General features: G+C 55.2%; 19 protein-coding genes. 8 read left to right on the forward strand and 11 right to left on the reverse strand.

Features of this window, described 5'->3' with window-relative positions:
* The first annotated feature begins 61 nt into the window (after positions 1-61).
* The 5 genes from ndk (at position 62) to Pan189_RS18410 (ending at position 3,986) form a co-directional block, all read left to right on the forward strand.
* Positions 62-523 carry a nucleoside-diphosphate kinase gene (gene ndk / locus Pan189_RS18390; protein WP_145365541.1) on the forward strand — a complete coding sequence of 154 codons (462 nt, stop codon included), beginning with the start codon at positions 62-64 and terminating at the stop codon, positions 521-523.
* A 56-nt stretch (positions 524-579) separates the two neighbouring features.
* A complete protein-coding gene (locus Pan189_RS18395; RefSeq protein WP_145365542.1) occupies positions 580-930 on the forward strand; it encodes a hypothetical protein in 351 nt (116 codons plus the stop codon).
* Positions 927-1,241, forward strand: a complete 315-nt coding sequence (locus Pan189_RS18400) for a hypothetical protein (protein WP_145365543.1) — start codon at positions 927-929, stop codon at positions 1,239-1,241. The genes Pan189_RS18395 and Pan189_RS18400 overlap by 4 nt, the downstream gene beginning before the upstream one ends.
* 22 nt (positions 1,242-1,263) lie before the next feature.
* Positions 1,264-1,734 carry a DinB family protein gene (locus tag Pan189_RS18405; protein ID WP_145365544.1) on the forward strand — a complete coding sequence of 157 codons (471 nt, stop codon included), beginning with the start codon at positions 1,264-1,266 and terminating at the stop codon, positions 1,732-1,734.
* A gap of 569 nt (positions 1,735-2,303) precedes the next feature.
* A complete protein-coding gene (locus tag Pan189_RS18410) occupies positions 2,304-3,986 on the forward strand; it encodes a DUF262 domain-containing protein (RefSeq protein WP_145365545.1) in 1,683 nt (560 codons plus the stop codon).
* Positions 3,987-4,230: 244 nt separating this feature from the next.
* On the opposite strand, the gene Pan189_RS18415 is transcribed toward Pan189_RS18410, so the two are convergent.
* From Pan189_RS18415 to Pan189_RS21535, 10 genes are all read right to left on the reverse strand, one after another.
* Positions 4,231-5,304 (reverse strand): glycoside hydrolase family protein, encoded by a 1,074-nt coding sequence (locus Pan189_RS18415; protein WP_145365546.1) that lies wholly within the window; start codon positions 5,302-5,304, stop codon positions 4,231-4,233.
* Positions 5,305-5,349: 45 nt separating this feature from the next.
* Positions 5,350-7,089, reverse strand: a complete 1,740-nt coding sequence (locus Pan189_RS18420; protein ID WP_145365547.1) for a hypothetical protein — start codon at positions 7,087-7,089, stop codon at positions 5,350-5,352.
* A gap of 86 nt (positions 7,090-7,175) precedes the next feature.
* Entirely contained in the window at positions 7,176-7,928 is a 753-nt protein-coding gene (locus tag Pan189_RS18425) for a DUF4328 domain-containing protein (protein WP_145365548.1), read from the reverse strand.
* The gene (sucD, locus tag Pan189_RS18430) at positions 7,918-8,796 is read right to left on the reverse strand and encodes a succinate--CoA ligase subunit alpha (protein ID WP_145365549.1); all 879 of its coding nucleotides are present in this window, start codon (positions 8,794-8,796) and stop codon (positions 7,918-7,920) included. The genes Pan189_RS18425 and sucD overlap by 11 nt, the downstream gene beginning before the upstream one ends.
* A gap of 59 nt (positions 8,797-8,855) precedes the next feature.
* Positions 8,856-9,572, reverse strand: coding sequence for a DUF4058 family protein (locus tag Pan189_RS18435; protein WP_145365550.1), 717 nt, complete (start codon positions 9,570-9,572; stop codon positions 8,856-8,858).
* A 99-nt stretch (positions 9,573-9,671) separates the two neighbouring features.
* On the reverse strand, positions 9,672-10,193 hold the full coding sequence (locus Pan189_RS18440) for a hypothetical protein (protein ID WP_145365551.1): 522 nt from the start codon (positions 10,191-10,193) through the stop codon (positions 9,672-9,674).
* Positions 10,194-10,221: 28 nt separating this feature from the next.
* A complete protein-coding gene (locus Pan189_RS18445; RefSeq protein ID WP_145365552.1) occupies positions 10,222-10,692 on the reverse strand; it encodes a hypothetical protein in 471 nt (156 codons plus the stop codon).
* Positions 10,689-11,897 carry an ADP-forming succinate--CoA ligase subunit beta gene (gene sucC, locus Pan189_RS18450; RefSeq protein WP_145365553.1) on the reverse strand — a complete coding sequence of 403 codons (1,209 nt, stop codon included), beginning with the start codon at positions 11,895-11,897 and terminating at the stop codon, positions 10,689-10,691. Before sucC ends, Pan189_RS18445 begins: the two co-directional genes overlap by 4 nt.
* 208 nt (positions 11,898-12,105) lie before the next feature.
* Positions 12,106-13,698 carry an HTTM domain-containing protein gene (locus tag Pan189_RS18455; protein WP_145365554.1) on the reverse strand — a complete coding sequence of 531 codons (1,593 nt, stop codon included), beginning with the start codon at positions 13,696-13,698 and terminating at the stop codon, positions 12,106-12,108.
* A gap of 341 nt (positions 13,699-14,039) precedes the next feature.
* A complete protein-coding gene (locus Pan189_RS21535) occupies positions 14,040-14,174 on the reverse strand; it encodes a hypothetical protein (RefSeq protein ID WP_310820770.1) in 135 nt (44 codons plus the stop codon).
* 341 nt (positions 14,175-14,515) lie between these two features.
* On the opposite strand from Pan189_RS21535, the gene Pan189_RS18460 reads away from it, so the two are divergent.
* A complete protein-coding gene (locus Pan189_RS18460) occupies positions 14,516-15,391 on the forward strand; it encodes an SDR family oxidoreductase (RefSeq protein ID WP_145365555.1) in 876 nt (291 codons plus the stop codon).
* Between the two features lie 34 nt (positions 15,392-15,425).
* Here Pan189_RS18460 and Pan189_RS18465 read toward each other — a convergent pair whose 3' ends face one another.
* Positions 15,426-15,809, reverse strand: a complete 384-nt coding sequence (locus tag Pan189_RS18465; RefSeq protein WP_145365556.1) for a hypothetical protein — start codon at positions 15,807-15,809, stop codon at positions 15,426-15,428.
* 444 nt (positions 15,810-16,253) lie between these two features.
* Here Pan189_RS18465 and dcm point away from each other — a divergent pair, with 444 nt between their 5' ends.
* Together dcm and Pan189_RS18475 are read left to right on the forward strand one after the other, a co-directional pair.
* On the forward strand, positions 16,254-17,297 hold the full coding sequence (gene dcm / locus Pan189_RS18470; RefSeq protein ID WP_375154917.1) for a DNA (cytosine-5-)-methyltransferase: 1,044 nt from the start codon (positions 16,254-16,256) through the stop codon (positions 17,295-17,297).
* A 17-nt stretch (positions 17,298-17,314) separates the two neighbouring features.
* Complete coding sequence (locus Pan189_RS18475; protein ID WP_145365558.1) at positions 17,315-18,085, forward strand: type II restriction endonuclease; 771 nt, start codon at positions 17,315-17,317, stop codon at positions 18,083-18,085.
* The last annotated feature ends 2 nt before the right edge of the window (positions 18,086-18,087 follow it).

Genomic DNA, 18,087 nt, shown 5'->3' on the forward strand with positions numbered 1-18,087 from the left:
TCCGGTTCTCAAATTTCTGAAAGGATAGCTGAAAGCGGATCGCTGACAGCTAAGAGCCTCAATGCAACGCACTCTCGTTCTGATTAAGCCCGACGCGATGAAGCGGCGACTCGCCGGTCGCATCCTGACCCGTCTGGAAGACAAAGGGCTCGCGTTGGTCGGCCTAAAAATAATGCAGGTCACGCCCGATCTGGCAAAGCAGCATTATGCCGAACACGTCGCGAAACCGTTCTACCCCGAGTTGGAAGAGTTCATCACCTCCGGCCCCGTCGTCGCAATCTGCCTCGAAGGCCCCGAAGCCATCACCGTGACCCGCGGAATGATGGGCAAGACCAACGGCCGCGAATCGGCCCCCGGCACCATCCGCGGCGACTTCGGCATGAGCCGTCAGCTCAACCTCATCCACGGCAGCGACAGTCCCGAAGCCTCCGACCGCGAAATCCCGCTCTATTTTTCCGACGAAGAACTCGTCGGCTCGACCGACGGGATGGTGGGGACATTTTTCGCGGGGGATGAGGTGTAGGGCCTAACGAGCAATTCCACATAACCCATTAACTGAAACACTGGGATTGAGTGGCCATGAACGAGGTCGCATTCGGTTTCAGCCGAAATCTGCGATCTTTTAAAAAGCTATTTTCGCATGCCAGAGATTATAATGACCTTCACCTGAGTCCGTTCCAACCGGGCTTCGCGCAAGAACTGAAATATGCGATGCGCGAAGCCGCGACGATCCGATTCGATGTGAGTGGGATGAGGTGCCTCACCGGAAAACATGGCGTCTTAACTGGTCCAGCCGAACTTAATTGCGAGGGATCGACCAACTGGGAACTGAGGACTATCTTTGATGATGCAGATTTGAGGGCGAAAACGACGGTTTACGTCGATGGTGTCATCACGACCTTCGAAGATTTGCTGGAAGGTGAAACATGAACGACTTGAAATTATTAAAGGCCGCGATCAACCGACCGAACATGTACACGTTGCATGGAAGTTACGCTGAGATCGTCGCGTTCTTGGAAGGCTACTACAGCGGCGCGGCTCTCGCCATTCCGGACAACCCGTCGAGTCAAGCATGGTCTGAATTCGAGTCGTTTCTTTCAAGAGAGTTGAAGGTGCCGAGTGCCGAGGTCTTTCGTCATATTGAAGAAAAGCACTCCACCGATGCTATTCAAACGCTTTCTGATTTCGCTGAGAGATTTCTTGCGAGCGACACGGTAGATTTAAGCTATACCGAAGCGTGAGCAGCATTGTTGTAGGTAAGACATGTCACCCGATTTCCAGTCGGCGCTCGCGACTATCTTGAAAGAATTAACGCGAGGCGCTGAAACCGAGTTCTGCTGGGTCTTAAATCCCGAAGACGCCGGTTTGATTCCGCTTCTCCGGTCGCTGGACGCCGCACAAGCTCAGTCTCCGCCAGGCCCCGGCCGGAAGTCTGCCGCCGAACATGCCCACCATTTGCGCTACAGCATCTCACTTTTGAATCGATGGGCGAGCGGCGAGGAGAACCCGTTTGCGACCGCCGACTGGGCGAGCAGTTGGTCAATCGACAAACTCGACGATCGCGGATGGCAGCAATTTGTCGACGATTTTGAACACGAGTTGCAAAATTGGTCCGGCGCATTGAACGAACCCCGTGAATGGGATCAGTTCTCACTCCCCGGAGCACTCGCCAGCGCGGCTCATGTCGCCTATCACTTCGGCGCAATCCGGCAGATCGTCTTGAGTACACAATAGATATTATTAACCCGTGCACTCAGCGCACCGAGCCCACCGTTCGAAGCGACGGGTACGATAAGTCGCGATTCACACCTCGCAGGAGTCGAACCGGCAGCTTTCCCATTCATCGTTCGACCGCTTGTTCTTACTTCATTTTTGAGTCCTCATCTTCGAGTACCGACACAACGTAGTAAAAACCGGACGCGTGTCCGCAGCTTTGCCGCGGCAACATCCGCCGCATGGGCATGACGGCCAAGCGGCCGCGCCCACCGGCGGGGTGAAAAGAGGCGGTGCACCGTGTTCCTCTATCCTTGGGGACTCGGTTGCGCGGAACCTTGCAACGATCGAATGCAATCGATTCACTTCTGAATTAGACGAACCAACCTCAGAGTTACCGCAGCCGCGCTCAAGACTGTCACGATAGTGCGCGACAATAGGCAACTCGCGCGCCGGAGCTGGTCCCGGACGTGTTCAACCAATACCGAGATTCGTCATCGAGCACACCCAGCGGACCTGTAATTTTCAGCAAGCGTCGTCTATCTTGTACACTTACCATAGCGGCGAACGCCATTCTTTCAGGTATCATAATGAATATCGTACACCTCTTAAATCAAATCAAGTCTGAAGAGATTGTGCTCCCGGCGATTCAACGAGATTTTGTTTGGCCTATAGCAAAGATTGAAATGCTATTTGATTCAGTGATGCGAGGCTACCCCGTCGGCATAGTACTCATGTGGGAAACACACAAAGAAATTCAATTTCGTCGATTTGAACGGGAGTTCCGCAAAGGCAATCGCCCGGCCTTTTATGATAACAATGCCCACCGGAAACTTCGCGTTGTCCTTGACGGACAGCAAAGACTTCAATCTCTCTACCTAGCGCTTTTCGGCCAGTACGACAACGACTTTCTTTATTTCAATGTCCTAAGCGGAATAGCATCAGACGATTTTGAAGAGCAAAAATATGAGTTTACTTTTGAATCCCCCCAAAGAGTTAAAGAATGGAATAAGAAGGCAACCGAAACCATCGCCGACGAAGACACTGTACCCGAATACTATATCAGTGTCCGCGACCTATTTACCTTGTCTGTCAATGACAAATTGGCAGAAAAACGGAGAATAACGTCCACACTTTCACTAGATGATGACGACCAAGTGCGATTGGACACAAATCTCGCGAAGTTTGACGAAGTCCTAACCAAAGACCAGAACATTCTCAAGGCCTCAATAATTGACGAGAACAAAACAGCTGACAGCCCGGATCGCCAAACAGAATCAGACGTTCTCGAGATATTTGTACGAATCAACAGACAGGGGACACCACTCAGCAGATCGGACCTCATTTTCAGCATGCTGAAACTTAACTGGAAAGAATCTGCAACAGCACTGCCTGATTTTATCGAAGACGTCAACACCGGCAATTCCTTCAACATTGAAATCGATTTTGTCATCCGGTGCCTATATGCGGTATCAGACTTAGGAACTAAATTTAACATTGATCTATTGCGAAAGAAGAGCAACATGGAAATGCTCAAAGCGAATTTCCCGACGTGCTGCAATGCCATCAGAGCTGCAATCGACAATGTACAACAGCACTGCTCAATATCTAGTTCGAAATTGCTTGGGGGCGACGAGAACCTTGTTCCTATTGTATACTACCTCTTTCATGTCCCCAATCACGAATTGCCAAACAATCAAGTTGAGGCGTTCCGAAAGTCTTTGTTTCTCTTGGGGTTTTCGTCTCCGTTCTCCCGGTACGGTGACAGCCGTCTTGCAAAATTTATTCGAGAAGAATTACAACCTAGCCAGGCAGACGGCGATACAACATTTCCATTTCAAGAATTGGTATATTGGGTGGATTACTGGGAGAATTTGAGTGAGTGGGACGAACGTCTGGTTCAGCAAAACCCGAGGTTGGCACTACATCTTGTGCAGGGGCAAAGCGGAAACAAGAGCCATTATAAACTCAACACCCGCGAAATGGACCACATATTCCCGCGTTCAATCCTGTATGAAAAGCACTTCGACCAGGCTGAAATCAATCATTTTGCAAACCAATGGATTCTGCCGAAGGGCAAGAATATCAACAAGAGCAACAAGCACCCCAAGAAATACCTCGCAGAAGTCTCGGACGCAGAACTCAGCCGAGCTTTAATCGACCGCAATCAGCTTGACTACCGCCAATTCCGATCGTTCATAAGAAATCGGGCATCTCGCATCATGAACGCTCTGGAGACGAAGACAGGCTTATCTCGTAATGATTTTAAGTGATCAATTCAAATTGCCTATTCTTCAAGTCATTGAATTGGCATTTGCAGAATGATGCGGAAGACGCATTCATTTCATAGGGTGCAATAGCACTCGCGACCACTAAGACTTCATGACCAACACATTGCCCCGGAATCCGCACGGCTCACTTTGGAAGTCTGGTATAATCATGGTCGCGATCACTTTGCTTCTGTGAGATTGTTTCGAGTTCTAGGAAAATATTTTTCGCCAGTCGCGCCGACGGCATTTATTTCCACACCGCCGTGTTGATCGCGAAATATTTATTCACATGCGGAGGCTTCTTGCGGCTGGCGTACCACATTCGAAACGAGCCATCATTAAGTCGCATCACTGATTGACTGGTCGTGTAGTGTGACTCCCATGGGCGCTCCGGGTCGGGACGCAGCACGGGGTTGTTCGGATGCTTGTGCCAAGTAATTCCGTCGGTGCTGGCGGCGAAGCCGATGGCCGTACGCGGTCCCGGCTTCGTGCGGCTGCCGTACCACATTAAATAGACCGCGGACGAAGGCTCACCACCCGGCGTCGTCTCGACCTGCATTACAAACGGATAATTAATCCGCAGGCGCTCCCACTCCTGATCGACTTTTAAGACCTCGCTCGCGGACGTTGACCAATTCAGGCCGTCATCGCTTTGGGCGTGCCGCACTGCCCACGGCTCCCGACTCACGTCAACGTACCGCATTCTATACCCGTTATCAGTTTTCAAGACGCTCGGAGCCCGAGCCTCCGAAAGCAGCGGCTTGGACGGCTTCGACCATCGAATGCCGTCGCTGCTCGACGTTTCATGAATCTCGTAAGGACTCTCCGGATCAGTCAGATCACGGGCGCTGAACCACATCCGCAATCGACCTTGATCTCGTACGGCAGTACCGTCAGAACTGCGTAGGAGACTCGGCGTGACGACCGATCGCCGGTTGTCAGCGAAGCCGAAGATCGGGCTTTGCGGATGCCGATTGAAATCTCGGCCGTCCCGACTTGTCGCCAAGCCGAGCCGAAAGACGCGCTCGTTGACATCACCGCGAGAGCCCGAGTAGTAGAGCAGAAATCGCCCATCTTTCCGGATCACCGACGGCGCAAAGATATGCCGGTCGTCAAAATGACCGGCCTCGCCCAGAGTCAGAACCGCTTTTTCGACGTCGCGTTTCCAGACCTGAGGGGCAAGCCACGGCTTCACTGCTGCTGGAATCTCTTCGGCACTTTGGGCTTCACAATGACGAATTGGGTCTGCAAGCAGAATCGCTGCAGCGATCAGACAACGATAATTAAGGTCCGTTACGACGCACGAACGAGTTCGTTCCATATCGAATGATATCATTGGAGTGAAACGCTATCTATTTCTTCAGGACTATTCGGGCCATTCCGAACCATCTCTTAAACGGATTGTGTATTCTGGCGGAAACATGTCTTCTCCGATGTCCAGATGGGGCAGCTTGTATTCGGCCCCCAGCTTTAAGTCGGCTTGGTGGCGCTTCAGAAATTGCTGCCATAAGGGCTTAATGCGGCGTGCCTCTTTGCGAAGGTCAATATTACTGCTGCGGCCGCCTCCTCCGGCATTCGGGAAGAGTGGCTTCAGGGCGTCAAGGGATTCAAACATCATTCCAGGTTCGTCGATTCGGTCGACAAGTATCTCCAGCCGCTCGTAGCGGTTAAGAACCTCTCGCGCGGCTCCATCGGCCGCTGAGAAATGAAAGCTTTGCCGGGCGGTCCGCAATTGCTTTCGAACGGGGTCGCGAAATTCCGTCAGTCGATCGCGACTGACAATGTGAAGTGCTTCGATCACGCTGCCCAGATGCGGCGACGCGAACACTTCGATCAAGTCCGGCCGTAGAGCCGCGGGAATAGGCTGCGGCAGGTTTTCCAGCATCGTGCGTCGGACATGCAGTATTTCGTGCCGAATCAAAAGGCGGCAAGTCTGTTCCCAGCCTTCCGGCTCGAATTGCGAATCCTGCCCGAATTTTATTGCGAACAACATCGCCTCACCCGCTGACTTCGGGTCGGCCGGGCATTTCGCACCACGTTCGAAGAGACGACGCGCGGCGTGCTCCAGGCTGTGGCAGGCACCCGGACGACCGGGATAGTCGCGATACGTATTGCCTTCCTTAACGGTCGATTGGCTTCGTCCGACTTCGAGGTCAAGTGCCCTTTGCACCTCGATAAGGTGGTCCGGTTCGCCGACTGCTGCAATCATTTTCGCCCCGGCCTCAAGATCATCTGAGTTTTCGCTATTAAGGTAGACGACGCCGAGCGCGGCGACATCTGCGGCGAGACTTTTCTGCCAGGAATCGTCGACGAGCCATCGCCCCGTCGGCGGCTTGTTGTCTCGAGACGCGGGTAATCGATTCAGAAGGTGCCGGCGAGCTTGAGTGCGAATCACCTTTTCTTGGGAACCCGCCAATTGAATTAATAAACGGGTCGCGTCGGGAGTCGCGATGCTCGCTACGCCACTTATCGCCCGCTTGTTCCCCGCCGTGGCTGGTTCTGTCAGTGGACCGAGATATGTGGCGTTCCGAATCACCGAGAAGTCGGGATGTGGCTGCGTTTCCTTATTGTTTGTTCGATTCGCGTCTGAATCCGACTTAAGCCATCGCTCGACGAGGTGCCGAGCCTGCCCTGCCGAAGGCTGCTTAAGTACGAGTTCAATCTTCGCCTCTGGAAACTTCCTCTCAGCCGACTCCTTCCATCCGCAGTCATGCCGGATAGTAATGACATAGCGTCCCGGCTCGTTAAATCTCAGAAATCGCAGCAGCGGGATGGATTCGACATAAGGATCATCCGGCACGACCGTATGCCAAGTCAAAAAACCGCCACGGCGTATAATTATTCTCAGCGGATCTTGAACCTCATTCCCCTGAGCATCGACTGCCGAAACTTTAAAACGTTCTGAGCGCCCGGTGCCGCGATAATCTCCACCGAACCATGCGACGAATGGGTCACCGCCGGTATTGATCACCCGATAATGAACGAGGATATTCTCGCCCAGAAAGTACTCCTGCCGATCGCTCGCCAATTGAACCTCGGCATGATCGGGCACGGTCGGCCTCGCAGCTAATTGGAGCAGCAACAGCGGGATCAAGGCAGCGTGCATTAGAACTTCCGTGGTCGACCGAACACTCTCAATTCAAGCATGTTCCGGTTTACCGCAAGCACGGGCGGAAAGCTATCTGAAATCAATTAAACGTAATGAGAACTCACCTCATCAATGGAACCTGCAGTCGACATTGAGGCGACGAAACGGCGATCCTGCGAAGTGCAAAGGTTTCTGAAGAGCAGCAATTGAATCCATGAGGCCGCAGCCATCAGCGCAAACCTCAACACTTCATTGATACCCTGAACATAGAAAAAGACTGCAATGCTGAAGCGATCGCTTTCCCGCAGATAACCGGCCGTCACCATCCACCCTATACTGAGAATCTCCGTCAAACTGAATAGCCACCATAGATGGACGATTGAAGGAACGGGCGTGTCTCTCCAATTCGACCCCGGTTTCGAATTCGCGATGCGGCCAATTTCTCTCAGAATGCGGTATGGCAGAAAATACTTGATGACCGGAACGAGAAAGTAGACCACCAGCATCGTCGGCGAGGCGAACAAAGGCCCTTCGCCGAAGGCCTCAGTATTCTTCGCAAGGCGATAAAATAGCATTAAAGAGGAGATCGCCATCGTGCCGACAACCGGCATGATGAAACAGATCAACAATGCCTCCGTGAGAGTCGACCAGGGCGAACCGTCGTTAGGCAGAATCAGTAGATCGACGCCCGGCGCGAACAACTCGATGGCCTGACAGACCAGCAAGAAGATCAACACGATGATCGATCCCGACGTGGAATACTCCACGACTGTCAGCAGCATCCCGCCGCTACGATAGTCGGCGAGCGCTTCGCTGCATCCGACGTCCGAATTGGTGGGAGCGGCCTCAACCGGCATTACCCATCGCCCGCTTCACCGCTGCGCCCATGTCGGCCGGGCTGTCGGCGACTTCGACGCCGGCGTCGCGGAGGGCGGCGATTTTTTCGTCGGCCGTGCCCTGCCCGCCGGAGATGATTGCGCCGGCGTGGCCCATGCGTTTGCCGGGAGGGGCCGTCTTGCCGGCGATGAAGGCGGCGCAGGGCTTCGACACATTGGCCTTAATATATTGCGCGGCTTCGATCTCCGCGGTGCCGCCGATTTCGCCGATCAGCAGGATCGATTCGGTCTTGGGGTCGTTCTCGAACTCTTCGAGCAGGTCGATGAACGACGTGCCGACGATCGGGTCGCCGCCGATGCCGACGGCCGTCGATTGACCGAGGCCGACATTCCCAAGTTGCCACGCGGCTTCATAAGTCAGCGTGCCACTCTTTGAGATCAGACCGACCGTGCCTGGCGAATGAATGTAACCCGGCATGATGCCGATCTTGGCGATACCGGGCGTGATCACGCCCGGGCAGTTCGGCCCGACAAGCTGGCTCGTCGTGTGCGAGACGTAATCGTACGCCTTCACCATATCGAGCACCGGAATGCCTTCGGTGATCGCCACGATCAGATCGATCCCGGCATCGGCCGCTTCCATAATCGCATCGGCCGCAAACGGAGGCGGGACGAAGATCAGGCTGCAGTTGGCTCCGGTCTCATCGCAGGCTTCGTCCACGGTGTCGAAGACTTTGAAGCCGTCGACCTCCGTGCCGCCCTTGCCCGGCGTCACGCCGCCAACAAGCGGCGTACCGTATTCCCGGCACTGCTGGCTGTGAAACAGCCCGTGCTTACCGGTGATGCCCTGAGTAATGACTTTGGTATTTTCGTCAACGAGGATGGCCATGGCGTGCTATCGTCTACAGTGTTAGTCGGAAAGCAATGTTGGTCAGGAAGTAGTGGTCGTCAGGAAGCGGCAGGTTGGTCGAACCGGATACGGAGTTCCCGGCAGGTCTCTCGGTAGGTGGCGTCGAGGTCGACCGGCATCGTGGGGCCGACCCGCAACGGCAGAGGCATCGTCGGCAACGGCTCGCCGATCCGCAAGCAACTTTCCCAAACCTGAACCGCGTGCTCTTCACCCCTCTCAATGGGCTGATACGAGCAAGCGTAGAGCTGGTCGCACTGTGCCGTCGAAGAGGGATCAAGCCGTTCGGCAAGTTCGCGGTGCAGACTGTGCTTCGACTCGGTCACCACATCGACCACCATCAAGCCCGCACCGTTGGACAGCAGCGCCTCACATTTCGATAGAAACGCGGTTCGCCCGGCTTTCGACCTCTTATTGCTGGGGCTGACGAGTTCGATCGCACCGACAATCTGCGGATTGTAGCCGATGGCTTCGATCCAGATTTCGACCGAATCGGTCAGCACTGGTGCGGGCAGCGTGAGCGTCGGCTGCGGCGCCGTGTAAGCGCTCGACACTTCCTCTCGAAATTCCGGCCCCTCCTCTGCGTCCTCCTGCACGCCGACATCAACTTCGATGCCGTACCGCAGGTGCGGACTGGCGATCCAACCGTCCGGCAGTTCATCATTCAAGGCGAAGGCAATTTTGACGGCCCAAGCCGAGTGGAAGCTATTCCACTGCATACGCCCGGCGACGGGGCCGCTGAAATGATCGAGTAGCATGGCGTCCTCCTGAAACAGGTCTGGCCTGTCATTCTACCCCAACGCCGCCACCACCATCTTCGCCGCGTCGGTCAGCGTGGTCCAATCTGTAGACATCATTCACTGACTTTGGAATTCGAGTTCCCATTGGCCGTTCTCCGCTTTTTCGCGAAGGAAAGCGAGTGCCCCTTGAGCGTCGCCCTCGTCGGCGCAAAAAACGTCGCTCCCGAACGGCAAGACAGGCAACGATTCTTTAAGCTCGGCAAGGGCTTTTTCGGTCCTCATGTCATAAATTCCTTTTGCGGTCGCATGGACGCGGTATGGCATCAATCCCATACGAATTGCTTCCGAAGGCGTCCAAGAACCGAGATGGACGATATCGGCGAGCTCGGCGACGTCATCCACGGAGCCTTCGAACGACTCCGACGTAATCTTTGCTCGAACCGCATCATCAATATCTTCCCACTCCGACCAAATAACGTCGATTGAGTGCCCACCTTCCGGGTCGATCCGTTCCAGGATGATTGGCTCACCGCCCTGACTCGGCTTCTTCAATTCGTCCAACAGCCTTTCCCGCAAGCGTTCGCTGTATTTCAACTGCTCGGCAGATTCGTCGACCATCTGGATGACTTTTCTGGCCATATCAACTCTCCACCTGGTTCAAACAGTTTCAAAGGATTGCATGATTTTCGTTGAACCAAGCCGCAGCGAGCCGTGCGTTATGGATCTCGAACGTCTTGACATAAATCCGTTTGTATCGCATTTCGACAACGCGTAAGCCCTGAAGCCTGGCCGAATGATTTGTAAGAGCCGCCCTGTCATGGGGCAATAAGGGTGCGTTTTGCCGCTTCCGCTCTGAACTTAATTCCGCAGCCAATTGGCCGATATCGTGAAGATTATTCACTCCAAGACGTTTACGGAGGTCCTTTGGTTTGCTGAATCGAGTGGTGGCCGGGACGCTCTTGACACGCAAAATCGCCACTTTCAGCCACATTTCCACCGCGTAGCCGTACATCATGATCGCGCCAGCCCGGCGGTTATCTGCGGCAAGAATCTCGCCATCAAGAAATCGAGCCCGGGCAGCGAATTCAAACGCCGCGCTCGTATCATAATTCTTTGACCGCGCGGCGAGGGGGTTCATTCTTGCGGGCTCGACTGCGAGTCCCCCAACGCCGCCACCACTTTCTTCGCCGCATCCGTCAAATCCGTCGCCGATGTGATCGCCTTGCCGCTGTCGGCGAGCATTTTGCGGGCTTCTTCGACCTTATTGCCTTCGAGCCGGACCACGAGTGGGACGCTGAAGCCGATCTTGTCGTAAGCTTCGAGCAGCGCCGTCGCGATCGTATCGCAGCGCATAATGCCGCCGAAGATATTCACCAGCACCGCCTTCACGTTGTCGTCGGAAAGGATGATCGAGAACGCTTCGGTCACCTGTTCGACGTTCGCGCCGCCGCCGACGTCGAGGAAGTTGGCCGGCTCGCCGCCGTGCAGCTTGATGAGGTCCATCGTGCTCATCGCCAGCCCCGCCCCGTTGACGAGGCAGCCGATGTTGCCTTCGAGCTTCACATAGCTCAGCCCGGCGTCGGCGGCGCGGACCTCCGAGTCTTCCTCTTCGCTCAGGTCACGGAGCTCGGTCACGTTCTTGTGACGGAACAGGGCGTTGTCGTCGAACGTGACTTTGGCATCGAGCGGCACCAGTTGGCCGTCGCCGGTCACCACGAGCGGGTTGACCTCGGCCATGCTGCAGTCGCTGTCGAGGAAGAACCGCACGAACTGCGGCAGGAACTTCTGAGCCGCCCGAATCGCCGGGCCTTCCAGCCCGAGCTGAAACGCCAGATTCGTCGCTTGAAAGGTGTGCAGTCCGTATCCCGCGTCGACCTTCTCCTGCAGGATCTTCTCCGGCGTCTTCGCCGCGACTTCTTCGATGTCCATCCCCCCTTCGGAGGACATGATGATCACCGGCGACTTCGTCTCCCGGTCGACCAGCACCGCGAGGTAGAGCTCCCGCGCGATATCGAGGCCCTGCTCGACCAGCAAGGTGTTGACCTGCTTGCCTTCCTCGCCGGTCTGAATCGTGACGAGCGTGTTACCCAGCATCCGCTCGGCGTTCGCTTTCGCCTCATCGGCACTCTTCACCAACGTGACGCCGGGCTGCTCGGGTTCCTCCTTAAATCGGCCCTTACCGCGCCCCCCCGCGTGGATTTGCGATTTGACGACGGCGAGCGGTCCGCCCAAATCGTCAAACGCTTGCGCGGCTTCGTCGGCCGACTTGGCGACGACGTGACGGGGAACGCTGACTCCGGCCTCGGCGAGAAGCCGCTTGGCCTGAAATTCGTGGATTTTCATTGCTGGCAGGTCGCTAGTTGGGCGGTTCGATCGAGTGCAGGTCGGATGGTACCGCCCCGCTCTGGCCGATTCCACCGGGAACGCTGTCAGACCGAAGCGGGAGGATCACCGACGGACGGAACTCTTTCGGACCGGTCGCACGATTACGGAAAAGTATTCGTGGGCCGCACTCGATCAGCACGGCGGCGTCAATCGGTCACTTACAGCGCTACTTCGGAAATTCGACGAACTCATTGCCGTCCGGCGAGATGGTCCAACGAACGAGCGTTAGCACATTTGACTGCGGGCCCGCGTAAGGCCCGTCGGTGTCGGTCAGAAACTTCCACCGAACGTATTCGATTTCTAAGGATTCAAGGGGCGGTTCCCCCTCCGTCGTGGCTCGGGCGTTGTACTTTGCGATAAATCGCTGAAAGAGATTCGCGAGATCTTCCCGGTACGCCGGGTCTTCGAAAGCCCGGAAGAGCACCACTCGATGTCGGGACCCGCGCAAAATCGGAAATTCGATGCCCGGATGCACACGTACCGTTTGTCCGTCCCGTGTCGTCGCGTTTAAACGGAAATACCAAGCATTCCATGCCCTGTCGATTTTGGAATACATCTTCCAGGAGGTCATCGGGTAATGTTCGATTCCGTAGACATTTCCGATGAAAAAGTAGACGACGACCAACGCGAATGCGATCCTAAGAACTAAAGCTCTTTCATTGTTCGGCCCGCCGCTTCTGGCAGTCTCGTTCCTCATCGATTCATTTTCGCCGACGCGATCTCGATCGGTATTGAGAGACATCGCTTTTCGATCTTGATCGGCTCGGTCAACCGGCGAGTCGCCGTCGTCTTCGGAACGAACGGGCCCTCGGCCGATTCCTCGCCGTAACGCCGCCATGCTGATAAAGAACAGCGGCACGAACAACAGGTCTTGAAAAACCAGTCTTTGGGCGATCCAGATGCCGACATGCAGTCCCAGGGCCGCCGTCGGCAGAATCCAGCGAGCAATTCGAGAGTAAAGTACGAGTGGGAAAAACAGTTCGACGAGCAGGCCGCCAAGCCCGATGAAGCCGAACAGGGCAGCGGGTGCTCCAAAAATTAGCGATTCGATCCCCCAATCGAATACCATAAAGTCATCCAGTTGATCACTGAAAATGATGAACTGCATGTTGCTCGGCCACCACCAGAAAAGTCCTGTGTTCCGGATTTTGCTGATTGCGGCCCCGAGATACATCATTGCAAACGGCGTCCAAATCAGCATGCGAGCCGCGCCGTATTCACTTGTCTGCAAAAAAGGGTTCAGCCGGTCACCGTGACTTAATCGGCGCATTAATGCGTCGACTGACCAGACACGCGAGCACGGAGTCAAAATGAGTAGCGGGAGCAGTGCGAGGACAGAAAAGAATTCGTGGTAACAGAAGTTATATTCTCTCCCGATTCCCATAAAGACGAAGTAACTTAAGTACGCGCAGGCCAAGCTCCAACGTGTCAAAAAGCCGATCGCGCCCAAGATCAGGAATAGCCCGGTCGTCCAACGTATTCCGAAGAGTATCGTCGGGTCTCGGAATGCTTCGGCCAGACCGAAGGAATGCTTCATCTCGGTGAAAAGGCCGAGCGGCTTAATTAAGCCGGCGGGCATGTCCGCCGCCGCCTCCGGTTTCGTCCAAAAGAACGCCAGCAATCCGATGCTGCAAACCGTGATCCTTAAGAAGGCGAGATCGGCCGCGCAACCCGGCACGCGCCAACCACGTCGCCATTGCCATTCTCGCAGACCGATTAGAATCAACGGCCCCAAAACGACCAGCAAGAAGTCTGCCATTGATTCGAGCCCGTCTCGGTGCTGTCAACGCCCGCAAAGTGCCGTGTTGTCAGCTGTGGAATGTGTCTGGAGTGATTCTTAAAGGTGGTTTACGAAACCGGATGTGAGGAGGGCGAGACACGGCGTTGCCCAACGTTGCCCAAATTGTTCGTCAGGTTGTTCGTCTTGTTCGTCAGGCGTTTTTTTGTTGATCAGCTTAGCAATTCAGAGCATCGAAACGAGGAGACGCTCTGTGAAAATCTCGTGAAACCCCCGTCGGCGGCGAGCCGGGGCTGCGTTCGGCAATAATGGGAAACCAAATTGAAATTCGCAGTCGGGTCTTTCCCTTCAATTGTTCTGTGTCATTCTTCAGGTGAGCGTACCGTCGAATCGTCGAGCAAACGCGGGAGCGAGACGGCGAGCGGTCCGCTCAGTTGGTCGAAGGCCTGAGCGGCCTCGTCCGGGCTCTTCGCAACGACATGACGGGGAACGCTCACCCCCGGCCTCGGCGAGAAGCCGCTTGGCCTGAAATTCGTGAATTTTCATTGTTGGCAGGTCGCTAGTTGGGCGGTTCGATCGAGTGCAGGTCGGATGGTACCGCCCGACGCCGGGCGATTCCACCGGGCACGGCGTGAGGCTGCCACGCAAGGTGAGTGGCCGTCGAACTGTCGCGTCATGCGCCGCACTGACTCGCGGGCGAGCAGCAGCCGATCGGACGTCGAAGCGGGAGAGCGACCTTCATTCGAAAACAGCGTCGCGGGCCGATCTCTACCGGCTTGGCTCGGCGATTGCACATCGGGCGATCGATCAGACCGCGAAAGCCAACAAAGGATACTCCATGGCCGCAGACCCCCGAGAACTGTACCCCAAGCCTCCGTTCAAGCAGATCGAGGGTCAGGATACCCCCGGCGTCGAACGGAAAATGGAGCCGGAGCCGATCCACGGCGAATCGAGTTACGTCGGCCACGGCCGCTTGGAGGGAATGGCGGCTCTGATTACCGGGGCGGACAGTGGAATCGGCCGGGCCGTCGCGATCGCATTCGCACGGGAGGGAGCCGATATCGTCTGCTCCTATCTCTCCGAGGACAAAGACGCTGAAAAGACAGCCGCTGCGGTGCGAGAGGCCGGTCGCAAATGCCTCACCATTGCGGGCGACATCAAGGATCAGGCCCACTGTCAGAAATTGGTCGACCGCACGCTCGAGGAATTCGACAAGCTCGACGTGCTCGTCAACAATGCCGCGACGCAGGTCACGCACGAGGACATCGGAGACTTCACAGCGGAGGAGTGGGAAGACACGTTCCGCACGAACATTCACGCGATGTTCTACCTCTGCAAAGCCGCGCTGCCGAGGATGAATCCGGGTGGTTCGATCATCAACACGACATCGATTCAAAGCTATGACCCCAGCGCGATCCTGCTGCCCTACGCCCCGACCAAGGCGGCAATCACCAACTTCACGAAGGCCCTCTGCCCGCAGGCGATGCGGCGCGGCGTCCGCGTCAATGGCGTTGCCCCCGGCCCCGTTTGGACCCCGCTGATCCCCGCGACGATGCCCAAAGACAAGGTCGAGAATTTCGGTGCCAATACTGTATTCGAGCGACCCGCGCAGCCGGTCGAACTGGCTCCGCTCTATGTCTTTCTCGCCTCCGCCGAAGCGAGCTACGTCACTGGCGAAATCTACGGCGCGACGGGCGGTCGATCACCCGTCTAACAGAAGGACAGAACACTTCGTCACGGCGGAATTTTTAGCGAGGGGTCTTTGGGAGAGCGGTCAACTTCAACCGGCCGTTCGACCCGCCCGTGTAGGTCGCCTCCAGCGCGGACCCTTTAATCGTCCCCGTCAGCCGATAGGTCTTTCGGCTTCCCCGAGCCGTCCCGGTGAAGCTGCGCACCCCGGCCTCCGTCGTGAAGTTCAGCGTGGCCGGATATCGTTTCCCGCCTTTGGCCCGGTCGCGAAATTCGCCCGTCCACGTGTCGCCGTCCCGTGACTTCACTTCGAAGACGGCAACGCCCTTGCCGAATCCGGAATCGACCCAACTGCCCTCAAACCGATCTTGGGCGACGGCTGGCGTCGTGAGTAGTGCGAGGCAGATTGCGAGGCACGAGACAGTCAGCCGAGTGATATCCATGGGAATTTCCTGTGATGACAAGTCAGAGAGATCATATGCGGCTCCGAACCACCAGAACAGTCAGGAATCGGGGCATGGATCAATCGTCGAGCGTTTGACTACCGCTCAAAATCTTCTTGTTGTAACTTACGTTGAAACTGCGTTCACGGAGGTGCAATGGACTCGCGAACAATCACGATCACGTCTTCCACCATCGCCCACGGAAGACTTAATATCCGACCATGCGGCAAGACTTTCTTTCCCGCCGATTCATTTGGGAAACCTTCGCGTAGTGCTGGAGTCGGGACTTCCATTCGTATACGTGCGACCGGACTCCCGGACATTATTGAAACCGATATTCCGACAGACGGCGCTGGCCGCCCTCGCTGGTTTTTCCGCGCTCGACGATGGGTCAAGGATTTTGCGTCCATAAATCGCCTTGGTGCAGGAGCGAAGGCGAATCTCATTCGAGTAGCGGAACGTGATTACTGCCTTACGCCAGATTCTCGCCCGATTCGTTTTGTCGACTTGTTTGCCGGAATCGGAGGCATGCGCCTCGGATTTGAGGCTGTCGGAGCAGAGTGCGTATTTTCGTCCGAATGGGATAAGCATAGCCAGAAGACTTACCAAGCAAATTTTGAGGATCTGCCTGCCGGCGATATTCGGACGATTGTCGCGGAATCCATTCCCGACCATGAAATTCTGACCGCAGGCTTTCCGTGTCAACCTTTTTCCATCGCCGGGGTGAGCAAGAAAAACGCGCTCGGTCAGGCACACGGGTTTGAGTGCCGAACCCAAGGCACACTTTTTTTCGATGTTGCGAGAATTATCTCGGCGAAGAAACCAGCCGCATTCGTGCTTGAGAACGTCAAAAATCTGCAAAGTCACGATAAAGGACGCACATTTAAAGTCATCCTTGAGACACTAACTGAGGATTTGGGATATTATATCCACCACCGCGTAATTGATGCGAAGAATGTCCTTCCGCAACATCGCGAGAGGCTTATTATTGTCGGGACCCGCAAGCCCCTCGACTTCCATTTCCCAACCGTTGACGAACTCTCTCAATATCGACAAGCCGAGGTGCTCGGCGACATATTGGACGCTGATGTTCCCGACAAATATACGTTAACAGACCATTTGTGGGCGTATTTGCAGAACTATGCTGCGAAGCATCGGGCCAAGGGAAATGGCTTCGGATTTGGGCTATGTCGGCCAAGCGATGTGACTCGGACGCTGAGCGCCCGCTACTATAAGGACGGCAGCGAAATTCTAGTCAATCAGCCGAAACGCAATCCGAGGCGCCTCACACCTCGCGAATGTGCGCGGCTGATGGGTTTCCCTGACAGTTTTACGATTCCAGTAAGCGACACCCAAGCCTACCGGCAGTTTGGAAATTCAATCGCCGTCCCTATTGTGAAAAGTATCGCCGATAGGTTGACCCTTGCATTAAGGACAGGCGAAACCTCAGATACTATTACGCGTCCCGCAAGCTTTCAATTTTCGTAGAATGAAGTTCGCGAAGAATGGCAAATCCCATAAACGATCTTGCGGACGCCCAGTTGCTGGACCTTCTCAGGAATGAAATGAGGCGTAACCTGCCGAGCGGGATCGAATTCGCGAAGATGGCGGTCGAGCATGAACTCGGACAGCACTCAGACGATCCGGACTGGATCAAAGCAAATTTCAGCAACTTAGTCGAAAAAATACAGACTACCGCCTATCGCCATTATCTCGAATTTGAAAAGCCCGCTGCATTGGCGGCCATGAAATCGGCTCTTCCAGCCGAATGCGAAAACAGGTTCATCGCCGTATTGGAAGAGCATTTCTTTACCATCGATAGATTCTTCTTAGGACTGACACAGGGGCGTCGACCACGTGCGGGCGGTGCGTTCGAGCAACTTATCTCAATCTTATTTTCAAAACTGGACTACCCATACACTTCACAACCGATAATCAATGGCCAGCCTGACTTTTTAATCCCGAGTGAAACACATTATCGAAATAATCCGGTGGATTGCATCGTATTTACTGTGAAGAGAACGCTACGGGAGCGTTGGCGACAGATAGTCACTGAAGGCATGCGCGGATATCAATTCTTTCTCGCCACGATCGACGAGAAAATCGCCGCGCGAGATTTGGACGCTATTCGCGATCACCGTATTCATCTCGTGCTCCCCGAACGGATTAGATCGGAACGGTATGGTGATCGCCCCAATGCAATCTCATTCGAAACCTTTTTTCGAGACCATCTTGATCCGGCAATGGATCGGTGGCGAAACAATTCTGTGATCTGAAA

This window comes from Stratiformator vulcanicus, assembly GCF_007744515.1.
In the GTDB taxonomy this organism is placed as follows: domain Bacteria; phylum Planctomycetota; class Planctomycetia; order Planctomycetales; family Planctomycetaceae; genus Stratiformator; species Stratiformator vulcanicus.

What these genes read in the sequence shown, in the direction of transcription:
- ndk (WP_145365541.1), top strand. Translation starts at nt 62, where the DNA reads ATGCAACGCACTCTCGTTCTGATTAAGCCCGACGCGATGAAGCGGCGA.
- Pan189_RS18395 (WP_145365542.1), top strand. Translation starts at nt 580, where the DNA reads ATGAACGAGGTCGCATTCGGTTTCAGCCGAAATCTGCGATCTTTTAAA.
- Pan189_RS18400 (WP_145365543.1), top strand. Translation starts at nt 927, where the DNA reads ATGAACGACTTGAAATTATTAAAGGCCGCGATCAACCGACCGAACATG.
- Pan189_RS18405 (WP_145365544.1), top strand. Translation starts at nt 1,264, where the DNA reads ATGTCACCCGATTTCCAGTCGGCGCTCGCGACTATCTTGAAAGAATTA.
- Pan189_RS18410 (WP_145365545.1), top strand. Translation starts at nt 2,304, where the DNA reads ATGAATATCGTACACCTCTTAAATCAAATCAAGTCTGAAGAGATTGTG.
- Pan189_RS18415 (WP_145365546.1), bottom strand. Translation starts at nt 5,304, where the DNA reads ATGGAACGAACTCGTTCGTGCGTCGTAACGGACCTTAATTATCGTTGT.
- Pan189_RS18420 (WP_145365547.1), bottom strand. Translation starts at nt 7,089, where the DNA reads ATGCACGCTGCCTTGATCCCGCTGTTGCTGCTCCAATTAGCTGCGAGG.
- Pan189_RS18425 (WP_145365548.1), bottom strand. Translation starts at nt 7,928, where the DNA reads ATGCCGGTTGAGGCCGCTCCCACCAATTCGGACGTCGGATGCAGCGAA.
- sucD (WP_145365549.1), bottom strand. Translation starts at nt 8,796, where the DNA reads ATGGCCATCCTCGTTGACGAAAATACCAAAGTCATTACTCAGGGCATC.
- Pan189_RS18435 (WP_145365550.1), bottom strand. Translation starts at nt 9,572, where the DNA reads ATGCTACTCGATCATTTCAGCGGCCCCGTCGCCGGGCGTATGCAGTGG.
- Pan189_RS18440 (WP_145365551.1), bottom strand. Translation starts at nt 10,193, where the DNA reads ATGGCCAGAAAAGTCATCCAGATGGTCGACGAATCTGCCGAGCAGTTG.
- Pan189_RS18445 (WP_145365552.1), bottom strand. Translation starts at nt 10,692, where the DNA reads ATGAACCCCCTCGCCGCGCGGTCAAAGAATTATGATACGAGCGCGGCG.
- sucC (WP_145365553.1), bottom strand. Translation starts at nt 11,897, where the DNA reads ATGAAAATCCACGAATTTCAGGCCAAGCGGCTTCTCGCCGAGGCCGGA.
- Pan189_RS18455 (WP_145365554.1), bottom strand. Translation starts at nt 13,698, where the DNA reads ATGGCAGACTTCTTGCTGGTCGTTTTGGGGCCGTTGATTCTAATCGGT.
- Pan189_RS18460 (WP_145365555.1), top strand. Translation starts at nt 14,516, where the DNA reads ATGGCCGCAGACCCCCGAGAACTGTACCCCAAGCCTCCGTTCAAGCAG.
- Pan189_RS18465 (WP_145365556.1), bottom strand. Translation starts at nt 15,809, where the DNA reads ATGGATATCACTCGGCTGACTGTCTCGTGCCTCGCAATCTGCCTCGCA.
- Pan189_RS18475 (WP_145365558.1), top strand. Translation starts at nt 17,315, where the DNA reads ATGGCAAATCCCATAAACGATCTTGCGGACGCCCAGTTGCTGGACCTT.